Here is a 24,222-nt window from a genome sequence, read left to right as displayed (position 1 = left end):
GGAGGGGGGATATTTAAATGGGGGCTTATGAGATTAATGAACAGTTATTAACGAAAGAAGAGAAAAAAGAATTAACGATAAATAAAGATCAGCAAAAGATTAGCAGAAAGAAAGAAGTGTTTCGTAAGTTTATATCGAATCCAATCGCAGTTTTAGGAACAGTGACGTTATTGCTAATTATTGTTTTCTCGCTTATTGGCGAAAGTTTAACTTCATTTACTGCGAGTGAACAAGTAAAAGAGGCAACAAATTTACCGCCGAGTAGTGAACATTGGTTTGGAACAGATGATCTAGGGAGAGATATTTGGGCACGTACTTGGGCTGGTGGGAAGATTTCACTAACAGTTGGATTAGTAGCAGCTGCCCTCGATATAGGTCTTGGTGTACTGATTGGTGGATTTAGTGGATATGTGAGAGGGCGTAATCGCCTTGGAACGTTAATTGATGAGTGGATTATAAGAGGAATCGAAGTGTTATACGGTATCCCATATTTATTAATTGTTATTTTACTATTAATTGTTATGAAACCAGGTCTTTTTACCATTATCATCGCCCTTGCATTAACAGGATGGATTGGTATGGCACGTCTCGTTAGGGCGCAAGTTTTATCTTTAAAACAACGAGAGTTTGTTATTGCAGCAGAGCGATTAGGTACATCACATATGAAAATTATATATGGGCATTTAATTCCGAATTTAACAGGGATTATTATCGTGAATTTATCATTTACAATTCCAGCAGCTATTTTTTCAGAATCATTTTTAAGCTTTATAGGACTTGGAGTACAATCACCAGCGGCAAGTTGGGGGACGATGACGAATGATGCACTCGGGACATTATTGAGCGGAGAATGGTGGCAGCTATTTTTCCCGGCAATCATGATTGCACTCATTATGTTCGCATTTAATGCAATTGGTGATGGTTTGCAAGATGCGATTGATCCAAAAATCGTCAAACGGAATCGAAAGGAGAAAAAACATGGCACAAATCTTATCTTTAGAAAACGTAACGTTAGCCGTTGAAAAAGAGAATAGTAAACAAGCAATTGTGAAGCATGTTTCCTTTTCTATTAACGAAGGTGAAATAGTTGCACTTGTAGGAGAAAGTGGTTCGGGAAAAAGTGTCACAGCACAATCCATTATCGGCTTGAATCAAGAATCAATTCATATCGATGATGGGAATATAGCTTTCCAAGCAAAGGAATTAACGAATTTACAAGAGTCAGAATGGAATCAAATTCGCGGAAAAGATATTTCCTTTATATTTCAAGATCCGCTTTCATCTTTAAACCCAACGATGAAGGTAGGCAAACAAATTACAGAAGTAGTTTTGCAACATGGGAAAAAATCGAAAAGAGAAGCGAAGGAAATTGCGATTAACTTGTTAACAGGTTTAGGGATACATGAAGCAGAGAAACGCTTTGAACAGTACCCACATCAATTAAGCGGAGGTATGAGGCAGCGTATTTGTTTAGCAATTGCGTTTGCTTGTCACCCGAAGCTTGTAATTGCAGACGAGCCGACAACAGCGTTAGATGTAACGATTCAGAAACAAATTATGGGGCTATTAAAAGAAAGAAAAGAAAAACAAAATACGAGTATTTTATTAATTACACATGATTTGGCACTTGTACGTGAAGTAGCTGATCGAGTAGTTGTTATGTATGGGGGACGTGTCGTTGAAAAAGGAACGATACAGGAGGTAATAGGTTCTCCTAAACATCCATATACGAAAAGTTTATTACAAGCAATTCCGAATATGGATGATTCCGAAAAGGTATTACGTGCTATAGAAGGAACGACACCTTCCATTGAAACATTAAATAGCTTTGGTTGTCCTTTTGTAAATCGTTGTCCAGTAGCGATAAAAGAATGTATTCATCGTTTTCCAGAGAGAACCACATATTCTAAGGAGCATAGTTCACATTGTTGGCAACATGTTCTAGAGCATAATAAAGCGAAATCAAAAGAGAAGGTGAATGCCTCATGACGACAGATTTAATTACTATAAAGCAAGTAACGAAAACGTATGGAAGTAAAAGTAAAGAAATCACAGCGTTAAAAGACATATCACTTTCTATTCCGAAAGGAACAACACTTGGCATTATTGGTGAAAGTGGTTCAGGAAAAACAACACTTGGAAAGCTCATAGCAGGGATTGAGAGTCCAACGTCTGGTGAAATTGATTATAACGGTCAAGTCGTTCACAAGCTAAAATCAGCTCATAGGCGAGATTTTTTACAGAAAGTACAGTTCATTTTTCAAGATTCCACAGCAGCATTAAATCCGCGCTGGAAAGTACGCGATAGCGTAACGGAAGGTTATATTTCATTCGGTATAGGTGATAAAGGATTAAAGGATAAAGTAGCAGGTGATGCGCTAGAACGTGTGGGATTAGATAGACGATATATCGATCGCTATCCACACGAATTTAGCGGAGGACAACGTCAACGAATTGCTATTGCAAGAGCGTTATTGTGTGAGCCAGAAGTATTGATTCTTGATGAACCAATTTCAGCATTAGATGTTTCATTGCAAATTCAAATTGTACATCTGCTGCAAAAAATTCAAAAGGAACAAGGCTATACATATTTATTTATCGCACATGATTTGCCGATGGTTCACTATTTATGTGAAAAAGTGGCTGTCTTATATAAAGGAGAACTTGTTGAATTTGGAAATACGGACGAAGTGTTCCGTAATCCACAACATTCTTATACAAAAACATTGTTAGCATCAACACCAAAAATTTCGGGTTAAAGGAGAATGTAGGATGAAGAAGTTTTTACTGTTTATCATTATGACTGTTTTAGCGATTACTTCGGTCGCTTGCGGTAAGAAAGAGACGCAAAAGGCGAGTGCTGGTAAGGGAGAAGGCGATCGATTAGTAACGAATATTAGTAGTGATCCATACACACTTGATTCTGCTATTGCAACAGATAGCACGTCAGGTTATATCATTGGGCAGTTGTTTTCAAGTTTATATACGCAAGATAGTGATGGGAAATATCAAAATGAATTAGCAGAGAAAGAAGAAGTAAATGCTGATGGAACTGAATATACAATCCATTTGAAGAAAGATATTAAATGGTCAGATGGTTCTCCTATTACGGCAAATGATTTTGAATTTGCATGGAAGCGATTATTAAATCCGAAAACGGGTTCTATGAATGCGACAGAAATGTATTTCATTAAAGGGGCAGAGGCATATAATACTGGAAAAGGTGAAGAGGGACAAGTTGGTATTCAAGTCGTTGATCCTCAAACATTAAAGGTAACTCTTGAACATCCAGTTGCTTCTATTAAACAGAAATTAGCAAGCTCATTATTTATTCCATTAGCTAAAAAGTCGATTGGTGATAATAATAAATTAAAAACAGATCCAAAAGAGTTAATTACGAATGGACCATTCAAGTTAAAAGAGTGGAAGCATAACCAGGCTATTACAGTACAAAAAAATAAAGAATACTACGATAAAAAGGTAACATTAAAAGAAATTGAGTTTCGTATTATTCCAGACTCTAAAACAGCGTATCAATTATTTAAATCAAAAGAATTAGATTTACTAAGTGGTTTACCACAAGAGATGATTGAAAAAGAAAAAGGAAATAAAGAATATAAGCGTGTTGCAGGATTCTCATCTTATATTTATTCGTTTAACGTAGAAAAAGAGCCGTTTACAAATGCGAAAGTACGTAAAGCATTTTCATTAGCGGTTGATCGTAAATTTATCGTTGAAAAACTGTATAAAAATAATGCGCAAGAAGCATATGCATTCGTTCCAGAAGGAGCAAAAACACAAAGTGGTCGTGATTTCCGTAAAGAGAAAGGTGATTACGTTAAATTTGATCCATCAGAAGCGAAAAAATTATTAGAAGAAGGTATGAAAGAACAAGGGTGGTCTACATTACCTGAAGTAACATTAAAATTCACTACAGATACACAACATAAAAAAGTAGCAGAAGCAATGCAAGAAATGTTTAAGAAAAATCTTGGCGTAGATATTAAATTAGAAAATAAAGAGTGGAAGAGTTACATCGACACATACAAGCAAAGTGATTTCCAATTAGCTTATATGGGATGGGGCGGCTCTTTATTAGATCCAATTACTAAACTAGATTTATATGCAGGTGATGGTCCGAATAACTATGCAAAATGGCATAATAAAGAATTTGACGCTTTAGTAAAAGAAGCAAAAGTTGAACAAAACGAAGATAAGCGTTTTGACTTATTGCATAAAGCGGAAGATATTATGTTTACAGATTCACCATTAATCCCAATTATTTTCCCAAGTGCTTCATATTTACAAAAACCATCAGTATCTGGTGTTCAGTTCATTATCGGTTCTAGTCCAGAACTAAGATACGCAAAAATTAAAAAATAAAGAAGTAGGCAATTGCCTACTTCTTTATTTTATTTCTCTTTTATATTCTTTTTTCGTTCCATCAGAGAAGACAACTTCTAAATCGAATTTTTGGTAGTCTTTATCAAGTTTGAACACGTTCACTACTTGATCGATTACTTCTTGGTCAGCAGTATCTTTATCAAATTTTAATTCTTGTAGAAGTGGGCTTAATTTTGTAATAGCCTCGTCACCTGTAAACTTTGCATTTGTTTTATGGTCTTCAAGCTTTGCTTCCATTTTCTTATCAGCGGCTACATTTTTATAATCAGCTTCGTAGTCTTTCTTCGTATCTTGATAGTCTGCATCTAAACTAAATTCATTAAAGTTTAGTTTTAAATCTGCAGGAGCCTCATTTTTTGCTTCTTCAGTCGTCTTTTTATTAGAAGTTGTGTCTTCTTTTGCAGGGGCTTTACATCCTGTTAATGCAGGTACTAGCATAAGAGCTAATAAAACTGATAGTAGAATTCTCATTATAAATTCCTCCTTATGTAAATTCGTTCTATACAAGTTTTTCCCAAAAACATGTAATTATGTATGTGTTGAAAATAAATTATTATCCTGCAGTCACAAGGGCTCATCCGCAATTTAAATCAAAAATGATTTGTATGTATATGGTAAATTGAAGTTGTGAGGGAGGTACTGAAATGCTTTCTAAAACGTATCAAACCATTTCAAGTAACATATGCAGCAAATGGCTATTATACAATAATATTCGGAGGAGTTAGTTTAGAGAGAAATATTATTTCATTATTAGTTATTGTATTGGTTACACAATTAGTAGCAGTGAAGACTTTAGCTATAAAAGGTATCCTCAATTGGATACCTTTTTATTAGCTCTTATTATTTGGCAACTTCTGTCCACTTGTAGTTAAATTCACCGCCGAAGTCAGTCGTTACAAGTCCTTTAATGAAAGAGCGTTGTAAGTAAGAACGACCTTGTTGGTATAAAGGAGCGACAGCGCCGTCTTGTAATAGAATTTTTTCAGCTTGCTTCATTGCTTCAAAGCGTGCTTTTTCATCGCCAGCTAAATCTGTTTTCACTTTATGAATTAGCTCATCGTACTCTTTGTTAGAGTATTTATCGAAGTTATAAGCACTATCTGTTGTAAATAAATCTAAGAATGTAATTGGATCAGCGAAATCAGGGCCCCAGCCGTCAATACCAATTTCATAGTCACCACTTAATAGTAGTTTCAACTGTTGTTTACGTGGTTGTGGTTTTAAATTCACTGTTAATCCATCTAGGTTTTTTTCTAATTCACCTTTTAAATATTCACCAGTCTTTTTAGCTAAAGCATTGTCACTTGTTAATAGTTCGATTGTTACTTTGTCAGTACCAAGTTCTTGTTTTGCTTTTTTCCAGTTTTCTTTCGCTGTTTTTACATCATCCTTGACTAGATTTCCATTTTCTTTACGGAAGTCATTGCCTTCTGGACTCTTTGCAAATTTCGCAGGAACCATTCCTTCAGCTGGAATAGCACCGTTATTTAAAATTGTTTCTACGTAAGCCTTTTTATTCATTGCGCCGTTAATAGCAAGGCGTGCATGTTGATTTTTTAATGTTTCATTTTTCTGATTTAGTCGTAAGAATTGAATGCCGACTTCAGCGCGTTCCTTGAAGTTTGGATCGCTCTTATATTTATCAACAAACTCTGCAGTTAAAGCAACGCGATCAATTTGTCCTGAATCATATAAGTTCACTTCTGTAGACTTATCTTTAACGACATTGAAGTTGATTTCTTCTAATTTTACCGTTTTAGCATCCCAATAGTTAGGGTTTTTCTTCAATTGGAAACTTTGTTCGTGTTTCCAGTTATCTAATGTGAAAGCACCGTTGTAAATTAAATGATTTGTTTCTAAACCGTATTTATCGCCCTGAGACTTTAAGTACTCTTCATTAATTGGCAAGAATGTTGAGAATGTCGTTAAGCTTAAGAAGTAAGGAACAGGACGGTCTAGTTGTACTTCTAACGTTTTGTCATCAACAGCTTTGACCCCTAGTTGATCAATTGGTAATTGTTTTTGGTTTATTTGTTTCGCATTCTGTACATCGAAGAATAAGAATGCGTATTCAGCTGCTGTATCAGGATTTACGGCACGTTGCCAAGCAAAGACGAAGTCCTTTGCTGTAACAGGAGTACCGTTTGACCATTTTGAATCACGCAGATGGAATGTATATTTTGTTTTATCGGGACTAATGTCAACCGACTCAGCAACACCAGGAATCGGTTTATTATCTTCTCCCATTGCATATAAGCCTTCAAAAACATTGCGCATTACATTCATGGATTCCCCATCCGTTGCTTTTGCAACATCCATTGTTGGAATTTCTGAAGCGAATGATAAGTTAATTGCTTGTTTATCAGGTACTTTATCGTTTGCTTTCGCTCCGCCTGCATTATCTTTATTTCCCCCGCAAGCAGTTAGTAATAGACTTGCCCCTAAAACAGATGCAACAACAGGTACAACTTTTTTCTTCATTGTTCGTTCCTCCCTAAATGTGTTGTTCGTAACGTCATAATGTCCATGTCTTGAAGTGGCTATAGAAGGAGATGGAACCTATTATAAATATTTGTTTATAGGTAATCAGGTGTTCTATATGTATATACATGTTGAGCTATAATCTATCGTTATATGTTTCAACTTAGTAGACATTATATTTTGATGGTGAAATATTTTGTTTCTTTGATTATTTAGAATATTAACACTGGAAAGAACTATATGTCAATAATAAAAATAGAATGTTAATTTCTTGGAATAATATATTAAAAAAGTAGATTCTCTTGTGTGAGAGAACCTACTTTTAATATATTTTGCTAAAAAAACAATTGGTGTGGGCTAATAATAAGTGGGGATGAAGAACCCCCACTTATTACGGTTTTACTTTATTTTTCAATTTTTGCCCACTTGAAGTTTAATTGACCCGCAAAGTCTACTTGCACAATTCCTTTCACATAAGAACGTTCTAAATAAGATTCGCCTTTTTGGTAAAGAGGAGCGATAACAGAGTCTTTAAATAATATTTTCTCGGATTCTAGTAATGCTTCCCAGCGAGCTTTTTCATCACCAGCTAAAGTTGTTTTCACTTTTGCTATTGTTTCATCGAATTCCTTATTAGAGTAATGATCTAAGTTATAAGGGTTATTCGTTGTAAATAGCTCAAGGAATGTAATTGGATCCGCAAAGTCAGGGCTCCAGCCGTCAATTCCGATTTCGTAGTCACCTTTTAATAAAAGCGAAACTTGTTGCTTACGCGGTTGCGGTTTTATATTTACTGTTAATCCATCTAGATTCTTTTCTAGTTGCCCTTTTAAGAATTCACCAGTTTTCTTATCAAGGTCAGCATCACTCGTTAATAATTCTAATGTTATCTTTTCAGAACCAAGCTCTTGTTTAGCTTTTTTCCATAATTCTTGTGCAGATTTTGTATCAACTTTTGTTAAATCGCCGTTTGCAGTACGGAAGTCTTTTCCTTCAGGTCCTTTTGCAAAGTTTTTTGGAACGAGACCAAATGTTGGTGTAGAGCCATCATTTAATAACGTATTTACAAAGGATTTTCTATCAATTGTTTGATCGATTGCTTGGCGTGCAGAAACGTTTTGAAGTACTTTGTTTTGTTGATTCATGCGTAAAAATTGTACGCCTACATTTGGACGTTCTTTAAAGTTAGCATCTTTTTTATATTTATCAACGAAGTCAGATGTTAGTTTTATACGATCTAATTGTTTTGACTCGAATAAATTTACTTCTGTTGATTTTTCTTTTACGACGTTAAAATTGATTTCTTCTAGTTTGACAGTATCTTTATCCCAATAGGTAGGGTTCTTCTTAAATTTAAAGCTTTGTTCGTGCTTCCAATCGCTTAGTGTAAAAGCTCCATTGTACAAGATTGTATTATCTTCTAAAGCGTACTTATCACCTTGTGCTTTAAAGAATTCCTCGTTAATTGGTAGAAATGTTGGGAACGCTGTTAAGCTAATAAAATACGGAACAGGACGCTCCAATTCTACCTCAAACGTATGGTCATCAACTGCTTTTACACCAAGTTGGTCGGCTGGAAGTTCTTTGTTGTTAATTTTTGTTGCATTTTTAATATCAAAGAATAGAAATGCATATTCAGAGGCTGTTGCTGGATCTACGGCTCTCTGCCAAGCGAACACAAAATCTTTCGCTGTAACAGGAGTGCCATTTGACCATTTTGAATCTCGCAAATGGAATGTGTATTTTGTTTTATCGCCACTTACTTCATGAGATTTTGCAACGCCAGGGAAAGGTTTGTTACCTTCACCAAGATTATACAAACCTTCAAATACGTTTCTCATTACTTGACCAGAATCAGTATCTGTAGCACGGGCCGTATCCATTGTTCGTATTTCAGTAGGTGAAGATAAATTTAAAACCTGTTTGCTAGGTGCCTCGTCTTTTGCATTTGCTCCGCTTGCTTCGTTTTTATAACTACCGCAACCAGTTAATAAAATACTTACTCCTACAACTGATGCAATACCGGGTACAAACTTCTTTTTCATTTGATTTTCCTCCTAAATAATTAAGTTTGGATGATGATGAGGGAAATGAAAAATAAAAAATCCCTCTTTTCATATTGAGAAAGAGGGATTTTTACGTACAAGTTATGCACCCGTATATAAACGAAGTCCCTCATTCTATCTTTCAAGCATAAAGCTTGCAGGAAGTGGCACAGTATTCAAAATGAACCTGCTGCCGAGGTTTCAAAGGGCCAGTCCCTCCACCTCTCTTGATACAATGAGTAAACGAATAAATTTTATTAATTTTTGTGTTTCTTTGATAATTCAAAATCTTACACCTTGAATAATGAAGTGTCAACCAAATGGAATATAGTTTAAATTTTCAGTTTTCTTAAACGAAAAAACCACTGCATATGGCAGTGGTTTTTCTACTAGAAGTTAAAGTTATCTGGATCTGGACCAACGCGACGATCTTCATTTAAAGCTTGAATTGCTTTCATATCATCAGCACTTAATTCAAAGTCGAAGATGTTTGCATTTTCAATAATGCGATGTTCTTTAATTGATTTAGGGATTGTTACAACTTCGTTTTGTAAATCCCAGCGTAAAATAATTTGCGCAGTTGATTTATTATATTTTGTCGCAATTTCTTGTAACGTTGGATTATCTAGTAGTTGTCCTTGCATTAATGGTGACCAAGCTTCAAGCTGGATATTATGTTCTTTACAGAATGCATGTAGCTCTTCTTGTGCTAAACGTGGGTGATATTCTACTTGGTTGACCATTGGCTTAATTTCAGCAATTTCAAATACGTCTTGTAAGTGGTGAATGTGGAAATTACTCACACCGATAGCGCGAACACGGCCATCTTTATAAAGTTTTTCTAATGCTTTCCATGATTCAGTATATTTCCCTTTTACAGGCCAATGTACTAAATATAAATCTAAATATTCTAGACCTAATTTCTCTAATGTAGTTTCAAATGCTTGAAGTGTTGTTTCATATCCTTGATCGCTATTCCATACTTTTGAGGTAATAAATAATTCTTCACGTGAAACACCGGATTCACGAATCGCTTGTCCAACGCCTTCTTCATTTTGATAGATTGCTGCAGTATCGATGCTGCGGTAGCCATTTTTAATTGCTGCTTTTACAGAATCAATTACTTCTGAACCATCTTCTACTTTAAAAACACCTAAACCAAACCAAGGCATTTTTACACCGTTATGTAATGTTGTATAATCTTTTAAACTTGTTAAAATCATATTATTTCCCCCTAGCTTTTTTGTTTGTTGCTTCTACTGCTTTTTGAATTGCCTCTGAAAAATTATATTCGTATAAAGTTTTGAGACCCTCAGCTGTGGAACCACCTGGCGTTGTTACTTGTTCGCGGAGGTTAGCTGGATTTTGCGTTTGCTCGAGCATAGAAGCAGAGCCAGAAATCATTTGAATGACAAGATGTTTTGCGGTTTCTTCATCGACTCCATAACTTTTTGTTGCTTCAATTAAGCTTTCAGCAAAGTAATAAAGGAAGGCTGGTGCACTTCCAGTAACTGCAGTAAGCTGATGAACTTCTTCCTCAGTACAAAGTTGCGAAGTACCAATACCTCTTAAAAGCAGTTGCAGGGTTTCTTGATGCATCTCGGTTACTGATTGTCCTATTGTATATAAGGAGATAGACTTTCCAATTTCAGCAGCTGTATTAGGCATAATCCAAGCAACAGGTGTGCCTTTTGGGAGTCTAGCTTCTAAATAAGATGGTCCAATGCCAGCTGCTACTGTTACGACAAGTTGATTTGATATTAACGGAGATAGCTCAGCTAATAATTCTTCATGAGCAGAAGGTGGCATTGCTAAAACAACCGTATCGACAGATGTAATATGCTGCTTCCAATCCGTTGTAATAGACACATTATATCGCCTTTGTAATTGTTCTAACTTTTCTACGTTGCTTCGGTTAGAGATGATAATTTCTTCGATGTATTCTTTGCTTGTTTTAAGTAATCCGGAAAATATAGCTTCTGCCATACGACCAGCACCAATAAATAAAATTCGATGTTTGTTAGGCATATCCTTTATTCCTTTCTAGTAGAGATATGTTATAAAAACGATATCATCTTTAAGAGAATTTTGTAAAAAGAAAAGACTTACCGTAGATGGAATGGATAATGAGAAGGAGGAAATTCATGGTAAAGGAAAGGGCTATTCCTTATACTGGTGATAGGGAATTTATTACACATCTGGGGAGAGATAAATATGGTTAGAAGTCCACTTTTTTTACTTGTTTCTAGTATTATTTGTGTATTAGTTGGATTGTATATTCAATCGAGTTATATTGAAATTTTCGCATCAATTATGGGGATCATTAATGTTTGGTTATTAGCGAGAGAAAAAGTATCCAACTTTTTATTTGGCATGATTACTGTTGCGGTATTTTTATACATTTTTATTACACAAGGTTTATATGCAATGGCAGTATTAGCCGCTTTTCAATTTATATTTAATGTATATGGTTGGTATTATTGGATTGCACGAAGTGGGGAGGGAGAGGTAAAAGCAACGGTTCGTTTAGATTTGAAAGGGTGGACCTTTTATATAAGTTTTATTTTAGTTGCTTGGATTGGTTGGGGTTATTATCAAGTCCGTTATTTAGAGTCAACAAGTCCATATTTAGACGCTTTAAATGCCGTATTGGGACTAGTGGCTCAATTTATGTTAAGTCGAAAAATATTAGAAAACTGGCATTTATGGATTTTATATAACGTAGTTAGCATTGTAATTTATATTTCTACTGGTTTATACGTCATGCTAATATTAGCTATTATTAATCTCTTTATATGTGTAGCTGGTTTGCTAGAGTGGAAGGGCAATTATAAGGGGCAAGAACATACAAATAATTATATCTAGAAAATAATTAGAATTAAAAACCCCTGAAGTACATATGCTTCAGGGGTTTACTAATAGAATATAAGATTATGCTTTTGTCATACCAAGTAATACAGCGCCGCCAATAATTAAAACACTACCGAGTGCAATAAAGATCAATTGACGTTTTGTTTTCTTTTCACCTAAGAATACAATCGCACCGAATGTTGAGATAACGATTCCAGTTTGAGATAATGGGAAGCTTGTTGCTACTCCAACACGTGGTAATGAAAGAAGTAAGAATAAGTTTCCAGTTCCCCATAGTAAACCAGACAAAGCATTACGGATTGCATATTTGTTAAATGGTTTATGTTTAGACGTCAGTACAACCGCACCAACAAACATACCAACTGCTTGTGGTAAAATAGCAGACCAACCATCGATATTATACCAACGAATAATAATTACATATACAAGATAGCCGAAAGTAGAAACAATTAAAGTAAGAAGTCCTTTTTTCAATTGTCCAGGTGGCTGAGCATTTTCTTTATCATCTAATGATGTGAATACAACACCAACTACGATTAATAGGATTGCAATCGTTCCCAGAATGATCGTTGTAGTAGTAGTCCACTCACGGAAAGCGATAACCCCAAAGATAGAAGTTGCAACAAGTTGCATACCAGTAGAAATCGTTACAGTAGTTGAAACACCTAGTTTTTCAACTGTTTTTAATTGGTTTACTTGTCCTAAAGCCCAGAATAAACCTGAAATAAAACCAACAATTAAGATTGTCATTGTTAAAGCTGGTTGAGTAAATACATACATAATTGTTGCGAAGAATAGAGCACCGATTGTCATACCTACCGTTTGGCTATATGCACCACCGCCCATTTTTACGCTAACTAATAAGATGTTTCCCCATGCAATTGCAGGAAGAAGCGCTAATAAAATGTCCATTACAAGACTCCCTTCGGTTTGCTATACCAATATAGTTACATATCGTTCTAACGATCGGTAATGCCCCACTAATAGAGTAGAAGATTACCGATCGCTAAAACAGGATGAAGAATTCACGATATAAATGCGTTTTCATTTCTTCATTTTTTGAAACACCTCCATATAATAACAGGAAATTGCCTATTTTAGAAAGTGAATTCAAATAAAATGTATATTTTAATAAGAGGTAAAATTCAGTTATTTCCCGGTGGTATATTTTATTTCCTAAGAAATAAAGAAGCAGCTTCGAAAAAAGCTGCTTTAAGAGTTAGTAATTCTTTTATTAATAAGTTGAATACATAGTAGAAATACGAGTGACATACCGATAGTAATAACTACAAGTGTCCAGGCGAGTTGCATATTACTTGCGTCAATGGCCATGTAAATTGCAGTCGGGATTGTCTGTGTTTTACCAGGGATATTCCCGGCAAACATGAGTGTAGCACCAAACTCACCGAGCGCGCGGACAAAGCTCAAAATCATCCCGCTTAGTAATGCAGGAAATGCGAGCGGAAGTGTAACGTGCAGAAAAACTTGATATTCACTTGCGCCAAGGTCACGAGCACTTTCTTCAATTTGTACATTTGCGATAGAAAATCCCGTTTTCGCTGATTGGTACATAAGCGGAAATGCAACAACTGTAGAAGCGATGATCGCAGCGGTAGATGTGAACGTAATAGACTGCTGAAATAATGATTCAACCCACCTTCCGATCGGGCTGTTGTTTCCAAAGATGATAATGAGAAAGAAGCCGATAACAGTTGGTGGAAGTACCATTGGTAATAAAAATATGGTTTCTAATAGTACTTTATATCGCCATGAGGAGCGAGCTAGTGCTCGCCCGACAATCGTCCCTAAAATTGTAACGAGAATAGTGGCACACGCAGCTACTCTTAAAGATAGAAAGACAGGCGATATAATAGCATCAATGCTCATAGTAATTACGACAGGACTGTAAATCCATATCTCTTAAAGATAGATTGTGCATCTTTTGACTGCAAATACTCATAAAATGAAGTCGCCTCTTTCTTATGTTTAGATTCCTTTATAACACCTAAAGGATAGTGGATTGGCTCATGAGAAATAGCTGCTGCTGTTTCACCAATTTTTACTTTATTTGAAATGAGAGCATCTGTTTTGTATACGATACCAGCATCGACATTTCCTGTTTCTACATATGTTAACACTTGGCGAACATCTTTTGTAAATACGACTTTATTTTGAACATCATTCCAAAGGTTTTCTTGTGTTAGAGAGGCCTTTGCATATTTGCCAGCAGGTACAGATTCAGGTGTACCAAGTGCGATTTTTTTGATTTTCTCATCTTTTAAATCTTGAAATTTTGTAAGAGAACTTTCTTTAGGGATGACTAGAACTAGTTCATTTCCAAGAAGATTTTTCCCTTCTTTTTCATTAATGAATCCTTTTTTTACAAGGATTTGGAATTTATCTTCTGCAGCAGAGAAGAATAAATCAGCAGGTGCACCTTGTTCAATTTGTTGTTGAAGTGCTCCAGAAGCACCGAAGTTAAAAGAAAGTTTAATATTGGGTTCTTTTTCTTTATATTGTTTTTCAATTTCTTTTAATGCATCTTGTAAGCTTGCAGCAGCTGAGATAGTAAGCTCAACTGCTTTTCCTTCTTTAGCAGTTGATTTCTCTTTCTTATCTCCGTTTGTACATGCAACACTAAATATAAGAAGAAAAGAAAGTATAAGTGCCCCAATCGAACGTAATGTAAATTTATTCATAAAAAAATCCCCTTTCGTTTTGACACATCTAATTATAACTAAATATAACTAAATATAACTAGTTATAATTGAATATAATTTGAACATATGTCTATTTTTAAAAAATAGGAGAAATATTCTTTTCTTTGTTACAATGAAAGGAGAAAGTGAGGAATCGTCTATGGATCATCATTCCTACACAACGGAAGAAGTAGCAAAGCGATTAAAAGTATCAAAATTAACTGTATACGACTTAATTAAAAAAGGAGAACTTCCTTCTTATAGAGTTGGTAGACAGATGCGCATTGATGCAGCAGATTTAGATCAATATATAAAACAAATGAAAACAGGAAAGGTACAAGTTACTCCTGTAAAAAACGATGGTAGTAGTATCTTGAACACGTGTATTATTAGTGGTCAAGAACTAACGTTAGATATGTTAGCTAAACGTATAGAAAATCGTTTGCCAAGTTCTAATGTTTTAAGGGCGTATCAAGGTAGCTTAACAAGTTTAGTGAAAATGTATCAAGGAGAAGGAAGTATCGTTAGTTTGCATTTGTTTGATGGTGAAACGGGTACATATAATGTTCCTTATGTAAAACGCATTTTAGTAGGCCAGCCATGTATTATGATTAATTTATTGTCCAGAAATGTAGGATTTTATGTCCAAAAAGGAAATCCGAAGAAAATAAAGACATGGGCCGACATATCCAGATCCACTATAAAGTTTATAAATCGAGAAAAGGGTTCTGGTATTAGAGTGTTAGTGGATGAACAATTACGAATCCAAAAATTAAATAAAGCTGATATTAGTGGATATGAATGGGAAGAATCGAATCATCTGGGTGTTGCCACGCAAGTTGCAAATGGAAAAGCTGATGTAGGAGTAGGTTCAGAAAAGTTTTCGCAAATTGTAAATGTGGACTTTATTCCAATCATGAAAGAACAGTATGATTTAGTAATTTTGAAGAATAAAGAAAATGAAGAGCTGATTGAAGTCGTGAAAGACATTCTGCAATCGGAAGAATTTCATAATGAATTAAATGCGATTGGCGGATATGATATTACGAAAACAGGTCAAATTATATATGAAACAAACTAAAAAGCTGCTTGTCTATAAGACGAGCAGCTTTTTCTATATAAAGGGGTTTGGGGAAACAAAGTGTTAAACAAGACCTTGAGCAAGTGTGTAAATGAAAGCCGTAAGAAGAGTAGCTCCACTTGCAAGTCCGATGAAGTCTGATTTGTTGAAAGTAATGTTGTTCATTATAATCTCTCCTTATTTGTTTAATGTAGTTGCAACAGCTTTTGCATCGACAAGTGCGGATAGCACCATGCCCATTGTATTTAAAAATTTATTTGATTTCATATTGTTCATCATGCGTATCCGCTCCTTTTCGAATTGTTGTTGCCCTGCTTATGTCTTAATTATAGGAAATATGTCCACTTGCAACTATCGAATTAGCTTACGAAAGACTTACACTTTTGTAAGAAAAAAAGACATTCATGTAAGAATGTCTTTCACAGCATATTGATATGATGATGTTCTTCAATTGTTTTTAAAAAACTACGCATTGAATTCGTCATATAGCTATCTTTACGGCGTATGAAAACCGTTGAAATACTGCCGTATTTTTGAGGGATTGCATGACAATGTACCTTACCTGCTTTAGAAAGATGATGGACAGCAGACTGTGGTACGAGTGTAATTCCGAGGCCGAGTGCAACGCTGTTTAATATTGTCTCTAATATATTGAATTCCATAATTCTTTTTGGTAGCAAACCTTCGTCTTTCAGCCATCGTTCTAGTTTGGAACGGTATCCGCATCCTTGGTTAAAAACGAGTAGAGGCGTTGTTGTAAATTCTTCTATATGAAAAGCTTTATTTTGTGTTACAAGCACTAATTTTTCTGTACTAACATCGTATTGTTCGATTAGTGGATGTTTAATAGGACCTGATATAAAGGCACCATCTAATTGATGATCAAGTACTTCTCTAATTAATTCTTCTGTTAGACCCGCTTGTAATGATAAATCGACATTCGGATAGCTTTTATAGTAAGAAGATAGAATGGTAGGTAATGTACTTACTGTTTCTACTGTACCGATTTTTAATATACCGGAGGGTGTTTCACTATCTAAAAATACTTGTTTTAGTTCGTCGACATCTTGCAAAATTTTATTAACATAAACGAGCATTTTTCTTCCTTCAGCTGTTAAAGTCATTCCTCGTTTATGGCGGTAAAAGAGTGGGGTTTTTAATTCGTTTTCTAATTGTTTAATACGTGCAGTTACATTTGATTGTACATAATTTAATTCCTTTGCTGCGTTACTTACACTACCCTGGTCGGCAACGCTTTTAAAGATTTGTAAGTCTCTTAATTCCATTTTGTAATCCCCCTTGATGTTAACTATCATTATAAATGATAGTTAACATCATTTTGAATCATTTTACGTGATATATTTTTTCTTTTACAATTCTCTTTGTGCAAATAGAAAGAAACGGGGGATTGCGGTGAGAAGAGGTCAAATGATAATAGGGGCTTTAGCGTGTTTAATTGCGAGTATGTCATGGGGAGCGATGTTTCCAGTTGCTGATCATGCGCTAGAATACATAGATCCATTTTATTTTTCGCTTATTCGTTATGGAGCAGTGGCGATAATGCTGATTGTATTGTTGTTAATGAAAGAAGGAAAACAGGCATTTCGTTTAGAGGGAAGAGGAAAGTTACTCGTCTTTTTTGGAACGATGGCATTTACAGTATATAATGTCCTCATATTTTTAGGGCAAATGTTAATGGGTAAGTCGGGTGTAATGGTAGCTTCCATTATGGAATCACTTATGCCGATGATTTCTATTTGTATTTTATGGGGATATAAGCATATAAAACCGAAGAAGTATATGATAACGAGTATGGTTATTGCTTTTGTAGGAGCTGTGTTTGTTATTGCAAAAGGTGACGTGAGTTTCTTTGTAACATTGAAAGATAATATGTTCTCATTAGCATTTATATTTATTGGTGTTGTAGGCTGGGTTATTTATACGATGGGTGGTCAAACGTGTAGTGATTGGTCAACATTACGTTATTCTACGTTGACGTGTGTATTCGGTACGACTGTTACAGGAATTATAACGGTAATTATTACGTCGCTTGGATATATTTCAGTTCCGAGTATGGGAACGATTTCTATTGTGAAATATGATTTGTTATTTATGATGACATTGCCAGGTATTGTAGCGCTACTTGCTTGGAACTATGGTGTGAAAATTTTATCATCCATTAATGGGATTTTATTTATTAATTTTGTACCAATTACGACTTTAGCTATTATGATGATGCAAGGGTATCAAATCACAATGTTTGATATTATAGGGACTGTACTTGTTATTGCAGCGCTTATTCGCAATAACGTTTGTCAGAGAAAAGAAGAAAATATAAATAAGAGAGTTTTACAAGAAGAACAATTACGTCAAGCTGTTTAATAGGCAAATGGAGGATTTCACATGTTAGAAAGTTTATTGTTTTTCTTTGCCGTCGGAGTTGCCTGTGAGCTTGCAGCAATTAATCGAAATGGTCGTAAAAAGATAAAACAACAAGCTGAGCTGATACAGCTTTTAAAAGAATTGAAAGAAAGAAAAAATTAAAAAGACGACCGGGCATAGACGGTCGTCTTTTTCTATATAAAGGGGAAAGGGGACACAAAGTTATACAAGCGTAGCAGCGTAAATGAAAGCAGTAAGAAGAAGAGAGCCGCTAGCTAATCCTAAAAAATCTAATTTGTTAAAAGTAATGTTATTCATAATACATTCTCCTTACTTGTTTAATGCAGAAGCAACAGCTTTTGCATCGAAAAGAGCCGATAATACCATGCCCATTGTATTTAAGAAATTGTTCGTTTTCATTTTGTTCATCATATTGATCCACTCCTTTTCGAATAATTGTTGCCCTGTTTCTGACTTAATTGTATGAAATATAGTAAGAAGTAACTATCGAATTAGCTTACAAGAAAATTACACTTTTGTAAGAATTGAAATTTAACAATTCATCCTTAATTTTATTACCAACTCCTAAAACTTAGTGTTATAATTATTGTAAGAATATGATTATACTTCGGATGTTTAGAAAGGAACGAAATAAATGTATAAACCAATTACATTTTTGTTGAAATATATATTTAAAACAGCTGGGAAAGTAGAAGTACAAGGAAGAGAAAAGCTACCAGAAGGTGGACCGTATGTTGTTGCATGTACACATACAAGTTTTATGGATGTATTAATGTTAGCTACAGGGATGTATCCAACTCAAATTCATTACATGGCCAAAAAAGAATTATTTGAAGGGAAATTCAAAAATTGGTTCTTTAAAAATGTAAATGCATTCCCTGTAGATCGTGCGAATCCAGGACCAAGTACACTTAAAATTCCATCACGTTTATTAAAAGAAGGAAAGGTAGTAGGGATTTTTCCGAGTGGAACAAGATCAGCGGAAGATGTTTCATTAAAAGCGGGTGCTGTGACAATTGCGATGCGTTCTAATGTTCCGTTAGTACCAGCAGCTTATGTTGGTCCATCAAGTGTAAAAGAATTAATAAAGGGGAAAAAGGCACAATTGATTTTTGGAGATCCAATTCAAATTGAGGCTGGAGAACAAATAGATCGAAAAACCGCTATGAAAATGATGACAGATCAATTAAATGAGAAGTTTGAGGAGTTAAAAGAAGCTTTGCAATCAAATCAAAAATAAGAAAAGACGACCGGGCATAGACGGTCGTCTTTTCTATTACTATTTATAATAAAGGGGAAAGGGGACACAAAGTTATACAAGCGTAGCGGCGTAAATAAAAGCAGTAAGAAGAAGCGAGCCACTAGCTAGTCCTAAAAAATCTAATTTGTTAAAAGTGATGTTATTCATAATATATTCTCCTTACTTGTTTAATGTAGAAGCAACGGCTTTTGCGTCGATAAGAGCGGAAAATACCATGCCCATTGTATGTAAGAAATTGTTCGTTTTCATTTTGTTCATCATATTAATCCGCTCCTTTTCGAATAGTTGTTACCCTGTTTCTGACTCAATTGTATGAAATGTTGTGGAAAGTAACTATCGAATTAGCTTACAGAAAAATTACACTTTTGTAAGAGAAACGAATGAAGGTGTAATGATAAGAAGATTTGACATATGTTCATGAGATTCATTAAGTTAAAGGTAGAGGTGAGTGTATGGCTAATATTAAAGATATTGCAAAGATGGCGGGAGTTTCAGTTACGACTGTTTCGAGAGTGTTGAATGATCACCCATATGTAAGTGAAGAAAAAAGAAAAGCGGTTATAGAGATAGTTGAGAAATTGAATTACTCGCAAAACGCAAATGCTGTTCATTTATCAAAAGGAAAAACGAATATTGTTGGTGTGATTTTACCGTATATTAATCATCCGTGTTTTGATGCGATGGTGAGCGGAATGATGGAGACTGCGTTAGCGCATAATTACAGGGTGCTACTTTGCCAAACGAATTATAATAAAAAAGAAGAAATGAAAAGTTTACATATGTTAAAAACAAAACAATTGGATGGTCTTATTATTTGTTCACGTGCAAATGATTGGGAAACGATAGAACCGTATGCTTCTTACGGCGCAATAATTGCTTGTGAAGACAATGATATTTCAAACATCTCAAGTGTATATACGAATCATTCAGCGGCCTTTCAATTAGGAATGGATTATTTGATTGAGAAAGGTTATAAAAAAATTGGTTATTGCACGGGAAGGAAATTAGGGCCAAGTAGCCAAAAACGTTTTGATGTTTATAAACAGCAATTGCAATCTATAGACGAAGAGGTTAATGAAGAATGGATTTTTACAGAATGTTTTACACTAGAAGATGGTGTAAAAGTGGCTCATAAGTTAAAAGAGATGCAGGATCTTCCTGAAGCATTAATAGTAGCAGGTGATGAAGTTGCGATTGGGGTTATGACAGAGGTTGAAAAATTAGGGATTCAAGTTCCTGAGGATTTAGCGATTATTGGCTTTGATAATCAACCTATCTCGCAAGTGTTACAATTGACAACTATTGATCAAAATTTAAAGGAGATAGGGAAAACTGCTTTTGAAATGTTGCATAGAAAAGTGAATGACGAGAGTTCTGAACAAGAAAAGCTGGAAATTCCATACGAACTTGTGGAACGCTCTACAGTTTAATCGTAATCCGTTATGTGTATAATCGCATAACGGATTATTTTTTTGAAATATCTTTGACAGGAAACGCGTTTCATACTTTATAAAGGAGTTAAACCGGTCTGTAATAATCCATGGATTCTTTTCAAGTGTTAATGCAGTGAATAGAATTTGGAGGAATATGCATGAATGAACTTTTATCGAGTATGAAAAAGTATGTAGATGATGATGAAAAGATTCTGGCTTTTGTGGTAGGGATATTTGAGAAGGATAATTTTATATTATCGTATCAACATGGGGTTTTTGTTGCCACTACTAGACGTCTCCTTTTTTACGGGAAATTTCCGTACTATTCTTCAACATTTAAAGAGTATTCATATTTGCATATAGATAGCATAGATTTTCATCCGTATTTTGAATTTACTTGTAGTCATGAAACCATTCGCGCTAAGTATATTCAGAAAGGGAATGTGGAGCGATTTGTCCGTGCAGTTAGAGCAAATATGAATAATTAATCAACCCTCTGTTTAAACATAATATTTCAATTTTTAAGAGGGAAAATGCGGAATAAAAACCACTTCTAAACCTCTAGGAGATAGTGATACAATGTCAAATGGGGGGAGGGTATGAACTATGGTTAATCAACGTATAAAGGAAATAACACTAATTACAATTGGTTCATTATTATTCGCAATTGGTATTAATTACTTTGCAATTCCAAACCGTTTATCGGAAGGTGGAATTATTGGTTTAACGGTTGTTACGTACTACTTATTTGATTGGTCACCAGGAATTGTGAACTTTGCTATAAATGCAATTTTACTAGCTGTTGGTTATAAATTTTTTGATAAGAAAACAATGATTTATACAATTTTAGGGATTGTAGAAACATCTTTGTTTTTATACGTTACAGAACATATTGAGTATCATGTAAATAGTGATACATTATTAGCAGCTTTATTTGCTGGTTTATTTGTGGGTATTGGATTAGGCTGTATGTTCAAAGCCGGAGGTACATCGGGAGGATCAGCAATTTTAGCTCAGTTAGCAAATCAATATTTAGGTTGGAGTGTAGGGAAAGGCGTACTAATTATTGATATTGTTGTAATTGCTGGTTCTGTATTTATAATAGGGCAAGAAAAGGCGATGTATACACTTGTGGCTGTGTTCATTGGAGCGAAGGTGATTGATTTCATTGTAGAAGGAATGGACACAAAAACGGCTGTTACGATTATTTCGAATCAACCAGATTTAATTCGTGAAGCTATTACGAAAAATATGACACGCGGTGTTACTGTATTAGAAGGGCGCGGCGGATATACTGGTAAAAATAAAGAAGTTTTATATGTTGTTATTAATAAACAAGAGCTTGTTAAGTTAAAACAAGTTATTAGCCGGGTAGATGAAGATGCTTTCGTTGTTATACATGATGTACGTGATGTACTTGGCGGTGGCTTTAAAGCAAGCTAAAAGGTGAACGAGTAAATTCGTTCACCTTTTTTAATTCTTACAAAAATGTAAGTGTAATGTAATGAGATTCAATAGTAGATTTTATTCCCCCTTTTTAAAATGGATGTATATATATCCTGCAGAGGAGGAATGTTTATTATGAAGAAAAAAATGATCACTACTATAATAGCGATGATAGTGATAGTAGTAATGTTACTGCCTACGAAACTTGGACCGGTTATCGATAAATATAATCCACTGTATAAGACGAAAGAATATTATACGGTTGTGAATACAATTGGTCAGCATATCGGTGATGAGTGGTATGAATATGAATTTATTGCATTCGATGAACGTGGTAGAGAGCAGAAAATAAAGAAAACGGTTAAGCATATGTTAAAGAGAGATGAAGCATTAAAGGTTTTTGCAAAAGGGCGTTACGGTGAGTCCATTGAAGAGATTGAGGTTGCAAATATTCCTATAAATGCGAAGAGTAAACTTTTAACGGTGAGATAGCGAAATATACCCCCAGCTATTTTTTGTCGAAAATAAAAATACTGGGTAAGGGTATTTTTAAGGTTAACAAAAAAGCCTTAGTCCATATAGACTAAGGCTTTTTTGTTATATAAAGGGGAAGGGGGTACATTGTAGTAGCATGGGTGAAAGCTATAAGAAGAGTAGCTACTAGCAATGTAATTTGGTTATGTGATTGTTCTTCTTATTTGGCTTACTTTCTAACTTTATTGTACGAAATATAAGTAAGGAGAACTATCGAATTACATTACACATAACTTACAAACATGTAAGCCTTCTGTAATGTAATTCGATAGTTAAAAGATAGTAATTTTCATATAGTGTAACTAGAAAGTCTCAATGTATTACTTTCTGTTTGTAATGAAGAATGAAAAACCAACTAATTTTTAATAATCCTCATCTGAATAAAGATGGGGATCTTTTTTAAACCTTACAACATTGTAAGGTTTACGTAAGTTAATTCGATAGTAAATTTGTCATATTTTTTGCATAATAGATACAGATAGAAAAATAATTAGGGATCTAGTAAGAAGGGAGAAAAATGGGATGCGTAAAGAAGAAGTAGTGAAGTTACCAATTAAAGATTTCTGTAGCTACTTTACTGTTGCCGTAGTGTGTATTGGATTATTTGATATCATAACAAACTTAATTGTTAAATAATATAGATGCTAAAACAAGAAAGGAAGTCCTTTCTTGTTTTTTTTATGGGGGCATAAAGATGAAATGGATTGATAGTCATATACATGTTGATCAATATAAGGATGAAGAGAAGAGCAGATTACTAAAAGAGGTGGAAAATAGTAAGGAAATAAAGGGGCTTATTGCGGTATCTATGAATTATCAATCTTGTAAGGAAACGTTATCTTTAGCGAAGAAGTATCCCTTTATATATCCAGCGATAGGGTTTCATCCAGAGCAACAGATTCATAAAGAAGAGTGTGAACAGATTTATCAACTTATTGAACAGAACGCAGAGGAAATTGTTGGGATTGGTGAAGTAGGTTTGCCCTATTATTTGAGAAAAGAAGATGAAAGAATTGCTGCAGATCCATACATAGCTGTATTGAAAAAATTTATAGAACTAGCTAGTAAGTATAATTTGCCGATTGTATTACACGCAGTTTATGAAGATGCTGACATTGTATGTGATTTGCTAGAGAAATATAAAGTTTCACGTGCACACTTCCATTGGTTTAAAGGAAGCGATGAAACAATGAAACGGATGATGAGAAATGGTTATTATATTTCGATTACACCGGATGTTTTACATAAGGAGAAGATTAGAAAAATCATTTCGTATTATCCGCTTGAATATATGATGGTAGAAACAGATGGACCGTGGGAATTTCAAGAGGGTGTTATAACGCATCCAAGAATGATTCGAGAGGTATTAAAGGAAATTAGTTCTATAAAAAACATATCCATTGATAAGGTCGCAGAAACAATATATGAAAATACAAGTCGATTTTATTTGAAAGGATAGGAGAATTATAGTTTTAATCATGTAACGGAAAAAGTAAAAGTTGAATTTATTTAGTAAAATGCCACGGTTTGATATAGGACAAAAAACCACCAAGCGTTCCGCTCG

At 34.6% G+C, this 24,222-nt stretch carries 26 protein-coding genes, 1 pseudogene and 1 riboswitch; of the genes and pseudogenes, 15 read left to right on the top strand and 12 right to left on the bottom strand.

The window, feature by feature from the left end; translation table 11 throughout:
* Positions 1-17 precede the first annotated feature (17 nt).
* The 4 genes from ACS2FK_RS27285 to ACS2FK_RS27270 are packed head-to-tail and all read left to right on the top strand — an operon-like array spanning position 18 to position 4,383.
* Entirely contained in the window at positions 18-1,022 is a 1,005-nt protein-coding gene (locus ACS2FK_RS27285; protein WP_063546211.1) for an ABC transporter permease, read from the top strand.
* Positions 979-1,989: an ABC transporter ATP-binding protein gene (locus ACS2FK_RS27280; RefSeq protein ID WP_000057272.1), complete on the top strand. Its 1,011-nt coding sequence runs from the start codon at positions 979-981 to the stop codon at positions 1,987-1,989. Before ACS2FK_RS27285 ends, ACS2FK_RS27280 begins: the two co-directional genes overlap by 44 nt.
* Positions 1,986-2,759 (top strand): ABC transporter ATP-binding protein, encoded by a 774-nt coding sequence (locus tag ACS2FK_RS27275; protein WP_063546213.1) that lies wholly within the window; start codon positions 1,986-1,988, stop codon positions 2,757-2,759. The genes ACS2FK_RS27280 and ACS2FK_RS27275 overlap by 4 nt, the downstream gene beginning before the upstream one ends.
* 13 nt (positions 2,760-2,772) lie before the next feature.
* Positions 2,773-4,383: a peptide ABC transporter substrate-binding protein gene (locus ACS2FK_RS27270; RefSeq protein WP_063546215.1), complete on the top strand. Its 1,611-nt coding sequence runs from the start codon at positions 2,773-2,775 to the stop codon at positions 4,381-4,383.
* Positions 4,384-4,407: 24 nt separating this feature from the next.
* Here ACS2FK_RS27270 and ACS2FK_RS27265 read toward each other — a convergent pair whose 3' ends face one another.
* Positions 4,408-4,875, bottom strand: a complete 468-nt coding sequence (locus tag ACS2FK_RS27265; RefSeq protein ID WP_053565429.1) for a YusW family protein — start codon at positions 4,873-4,875, stop codon at positions 4,408-4,410.
* A 170-nt stretch (positions 4,876-5,045) separates the two neighbouring features.
* Between ACS2FK_RS27265 and ACS2FK_RS27260 the strand changes: the two are divergent.
* Positions 5,046-5,238: pseudogene (locus ACS2FK_RS27260) on the top strand (hypothetical protein); the annotation flags it as partial.
* 6 nt (positions 5,239-5,244) lie between these two features.
* On the opposite strand, the gene ACS2FK_RS27255 reads toward ACS2FK_RS27260, so the two are convergent.
* From ACS2FK_RS27255 to proC, 4 genes are all read right to left on the bottom strand, one after another.
* A complete protein-coding gene (locus tag ACS2FK_RS27255; protein WP_000731063.1) occupies positions 5,245-6,885 on the bottom strand; it encodes a peptide ABC transporter substrate-binding protein in 1,641 nt (546 codons plus the stop codon).
* 404 nt (positions 6,886-7,289) lie between these two features.
* Entirely contained in the window at positions 7,290-8,930 is a 1,641-nt protein-coding gene (locus tag ACS2FK_RS27250; protein ID WP_000726449.1) for a peptide ABC transporter substrate-binding protein, read from the bottom strand.
* A gap of 132 nt (positions 8,931-9,062) precedes the next feature.
* Positions 9,063-9,167: riboswitch (SAM riboswitch) on the bottom strand.
* Positions 9,168-9,319: 152 nt separating this feature from the next.
* Positions 9,320-10,153, bottom strand: coding sequence for an aldo/keto reductase (locus tag ACS2FK_RS27245; RefSeq protein WP_000604196.1), 834 nt, complete (start codon positions 10,151-10,153; stop codon positions 9,320-9,322).
* A gap of 1 nt (position 10,154) precedes the next feature.
* Positions 10,155-10,958 (bottom strand): pyrroline-5-carboxylate reductase, encoded by an 804-nt coding sequence (gene proC / locus ACS2FK_RS27240; protein ID WP_063546217.1) that lies wholly within the window; start codon positions 10,956-10,958, stop codon positions 10,155-10,157.
* A gap of 186 nt (positions 10,959-11,144) precedes the next feature.
* Here proC and pnuC point away from each other — a divergent pair, with 186 nt between their 5' ends.
* Positions 11,145-11,795 (top strand): nicotinamide riboside transporter PnuC, encoded by a 651-nt coding sequence (pnuC, locus tag ACS2FK_RS27235; RefSeq protein WP_000252483.1) that lies wholly within the window; start codon positions 11,145-11,147, stop codon positions 11,793-11,795.
* 66 nt (positions 11,796-11,861) lie between these two features.
* On the opposite strand, the gene ACS2FK_RS27230 is transcribed toward pnuC, so the two are convergent.
* The 3 genes from ACS2FK_RS27230 to modA form a co-directional block, all read right to left on the bottom strand.
* Positions 11,862-12,713: a GRP family sugar transporter gene (locus tag ACS2FK_RS27230; RefSeq protein ID WP_000353544.1), complete on the bottom strand. Its 852-nt coding sequence runs from the start codon at positions 12,711-12,713 to the stop codon at positions 11,862-11,864.
* Between the two features lie 300 nt (positions 12,714-13,013).
* Positions 13,014-13,688 (bottom strand): molybdate ABC transporter permease subunit, encoded by a 675-nt coding sequence (modB, locus tag ACS2FK_RS27225; RefSeq protein ID WP_063546219.1) that lies wholly within the window; start codon positions 13,686-13,688, stop codon positions 13,014-13,016.
* Between the two features lie 5 nt (positions 13,689-13,693).
* Entirely contained in the window at positions 13,694-14,500 is an 807-nt protein-coding gene (gene modA, locus ACS2FK_RS27220; RefSeq protein WP_063546221.1) for a molybdate ABC transporter substrate-binding protein, read from the bottom strand.
* 160 nt (positions 14,501-14,660) lie between these two features.
* Between modA and ACS2FK_RS27215 the strand changes: the two genes are divergently transcribed.
* A complete protein-coding gene (locus ACS2FK_RS27215) occupies positions 14,661-15,581 on the top strand; it encodes a substrate-binding domain-containing protein (RefSeq protein ID WP_002094235.1) in 921 nt (306 codons plus the stop codon).
* 63 nt (positions 15,582-15,644) lie between these two features.
* On the opposite strand, the gene ACS2FK_RS27210 is transcribed toward ACS2FK_RS27215, so the two are convergent.
* Both ACS2FK_RS27210 and ACS2FK_RS27205 read right to left on the bottom strand, forming a co-directional pair.
* Positions 15,645-15,746, bottom strand: coding sequence for a DUF3948 family protein (locus tag ACS2FK_RS27210; RefSeq protein WP_001060018.1), 102 nt, complete (start codon positions 15,744-15,746; stop codon positions 15,645-15,647).
* 254 nt (positions 15,747-16,000) lie between these two features.
* Positions 16,001-16,867, bottom strand: coding sequence for a LysR family transcriptional regulator (locus ACS2FK_RS27205; RefSeq protein WP_063546223.1), 867 nt, complete (start codon positions 16,865-16,867; stop codon positions 16,001-16,003).
* A 127-nt stretch (positions 16,868-16,994) separates the two neighbouring features.
* On the opposite strand from ACS2FK_RS27205, the gene ACS2FK_RS27200 reads away from it, so the two are divergent.
* Together ACS2FK_RS27200 and ACS2FK_RS27195 are read left to right on the top strand one after the other, a co-directional pair.
* The gene (locus ACS2FK_RS27200) at positions 16,995-17,963 is read left to right on the top strand and encodes a DMT family transporter (RefSeq protein WP_063546225.1); all 969 of its coding nucleotides are present in this window, start codon (positions 16,995-16,997) and stop codon (positions 17,961-17,963) included.
* Positions 17,964-17,984: 21 nt separating this feature from the next.
* Entirely contained in the window at positions 17,985-18,125 is a 141-nt protein-coding gene (locus ACS2FK_RS27195; protein WP_000894065.1) for a YrzO family protein, read from the top strand.
* A gap of 60 nt (positions 18,126-18,185) precedes the next feature.
* Here the strand turns inward: ACS2FK_RS27195 and ACS2FK_RS27190 are convergent, their stop codons facing one another.
* Positions 18,186-18,281, bottom strand: a complete 96-nt coding sequence (locus tag ACS2FK_RS27190; RefSeq protein WP_001060007.1) for a DUF3948 family protein — start codon at positions 18,279-18,281, stop codon at positions 18,186-18,188.
* Positions 18,282-18,618: 337 nt separating this feature from the next.
* Here ACS2FK_RS27190 and ACS2FK_RS27185 point away from each other — a divergent pair, with 337 nt between their 5' ends.
* Positions 18,619-19,224, top strand: a complete 606-nt coding sequence (locus ACS2FK_RS27185; RefSeq protein ID WP_000277778.1) for a lysophospholipid acyltransferase family protein — start codon at positions 18,619-18,621, stop codon at positions 19,222-19,224.
* Between the two features lie 72 nt (positions 19,225-19,296).
* Here the strand turns inward: ACS2FK_RS27185 and ACS2FK_RS27180 are convergent, their stop codons facing one another.
* A complete protein-coding gene (locus tag ACS2FK_RS27180) occupies positions 19,297-19,392 on the bottom strand; it encodes a DUF3948 family protein (RefSeq protein WP_001060007.1) in 96 nt (31 codons plus the stop codon).
* Positions 19,393-19,697: 305 nt separating this feature from the next.
* On the opposite strand from ACS2FK_RS27180, the gene ACS2FK_RS27175 reads away from it, so the two are divergent.
* From ACS2FK_RS27175 to ACS2FK_RS27155, 5 genes are all read left to right on the top strand, one after another.
* The gene (locus ACS2FK_RS27175) at positions 19,698-20,675 is read left to right on the top strand and encodes a LacI family DNA-binding transcriptional regulator (protein WP_001273903.1); all 978 of its coding nucleotides are present in this window, start codon (positions 19,698-19,700) and stop codon (positions 20,673-20,675) included.
* Positions 20,676-20,836: 161 nt separating this feature from the next.
* On the top strand, positions 20,837-21,166 hold the full coding sequence (locus ACS2FK_RS27170; RefSeq protein WP_001004245.1) for a PH domain-containing protein: 330 nt from the start codon (positions 20,837-20,839) through the stop codon (positions 21,164-21,166).
* 118 nt (positions 21,167-21,284) lie between these two features.
* Positions 21,285-22,121 carry a YitT family protein gene (locus tag ACS2FK_RS27165; protein WP_000248045.1) on the top strand — a complete coding sequence of 279 codons (837 nt, stop codon included), beginning with the start codon at positions 21,285-21,287 and terminating at the stop codon, positions 22,119-22,121.
* A 138-nt stretch (positions 22,122-22,259) separates the two neighbouring features.
* Positions 22,260-22,616 carry a YxeA family protein gene (locus ACS2FK_RS27160; protein ID WP_000728426.1) on the top strand — a complete coding sequence of 119 codons (357 nt, stop codon included), beginning with the start codon at positions 22,260-22,262 and terminating at the stop codon, positions 22,614-22,616.
* Positions 22,617-23,352: 736 nt separating this feature from the next.
* Positions 23,353-24,117: a TatD family hydrolase gene (locus ACS2FK_RS27155; RefSeq protein ID WP_063546227.1), complete on the top strand. Its 765-nt coding sequence runs from the start codon at positions 23,353-23,355 to the stop codon at positions 24,115-24,117.
* The last annotated feature ends 105 nt before the right edge of the window (positions 24,118-24,222 follow it).

It is taken from the genome of Bacillus cereus group sp. BceL220 (genome assembly GCF_051776965.1).
Lineage (GTDB): Bacteria > Bacillota > Bacilli > Bacillales > Bacillaceae_G > Bacillus_A > Bacillus_A cereus.
The sequence above is the reverse complement of the archived record's forward strand: the minus strand, read 5'-3'. Positions and strand labels throughout refer to the sequence as shown.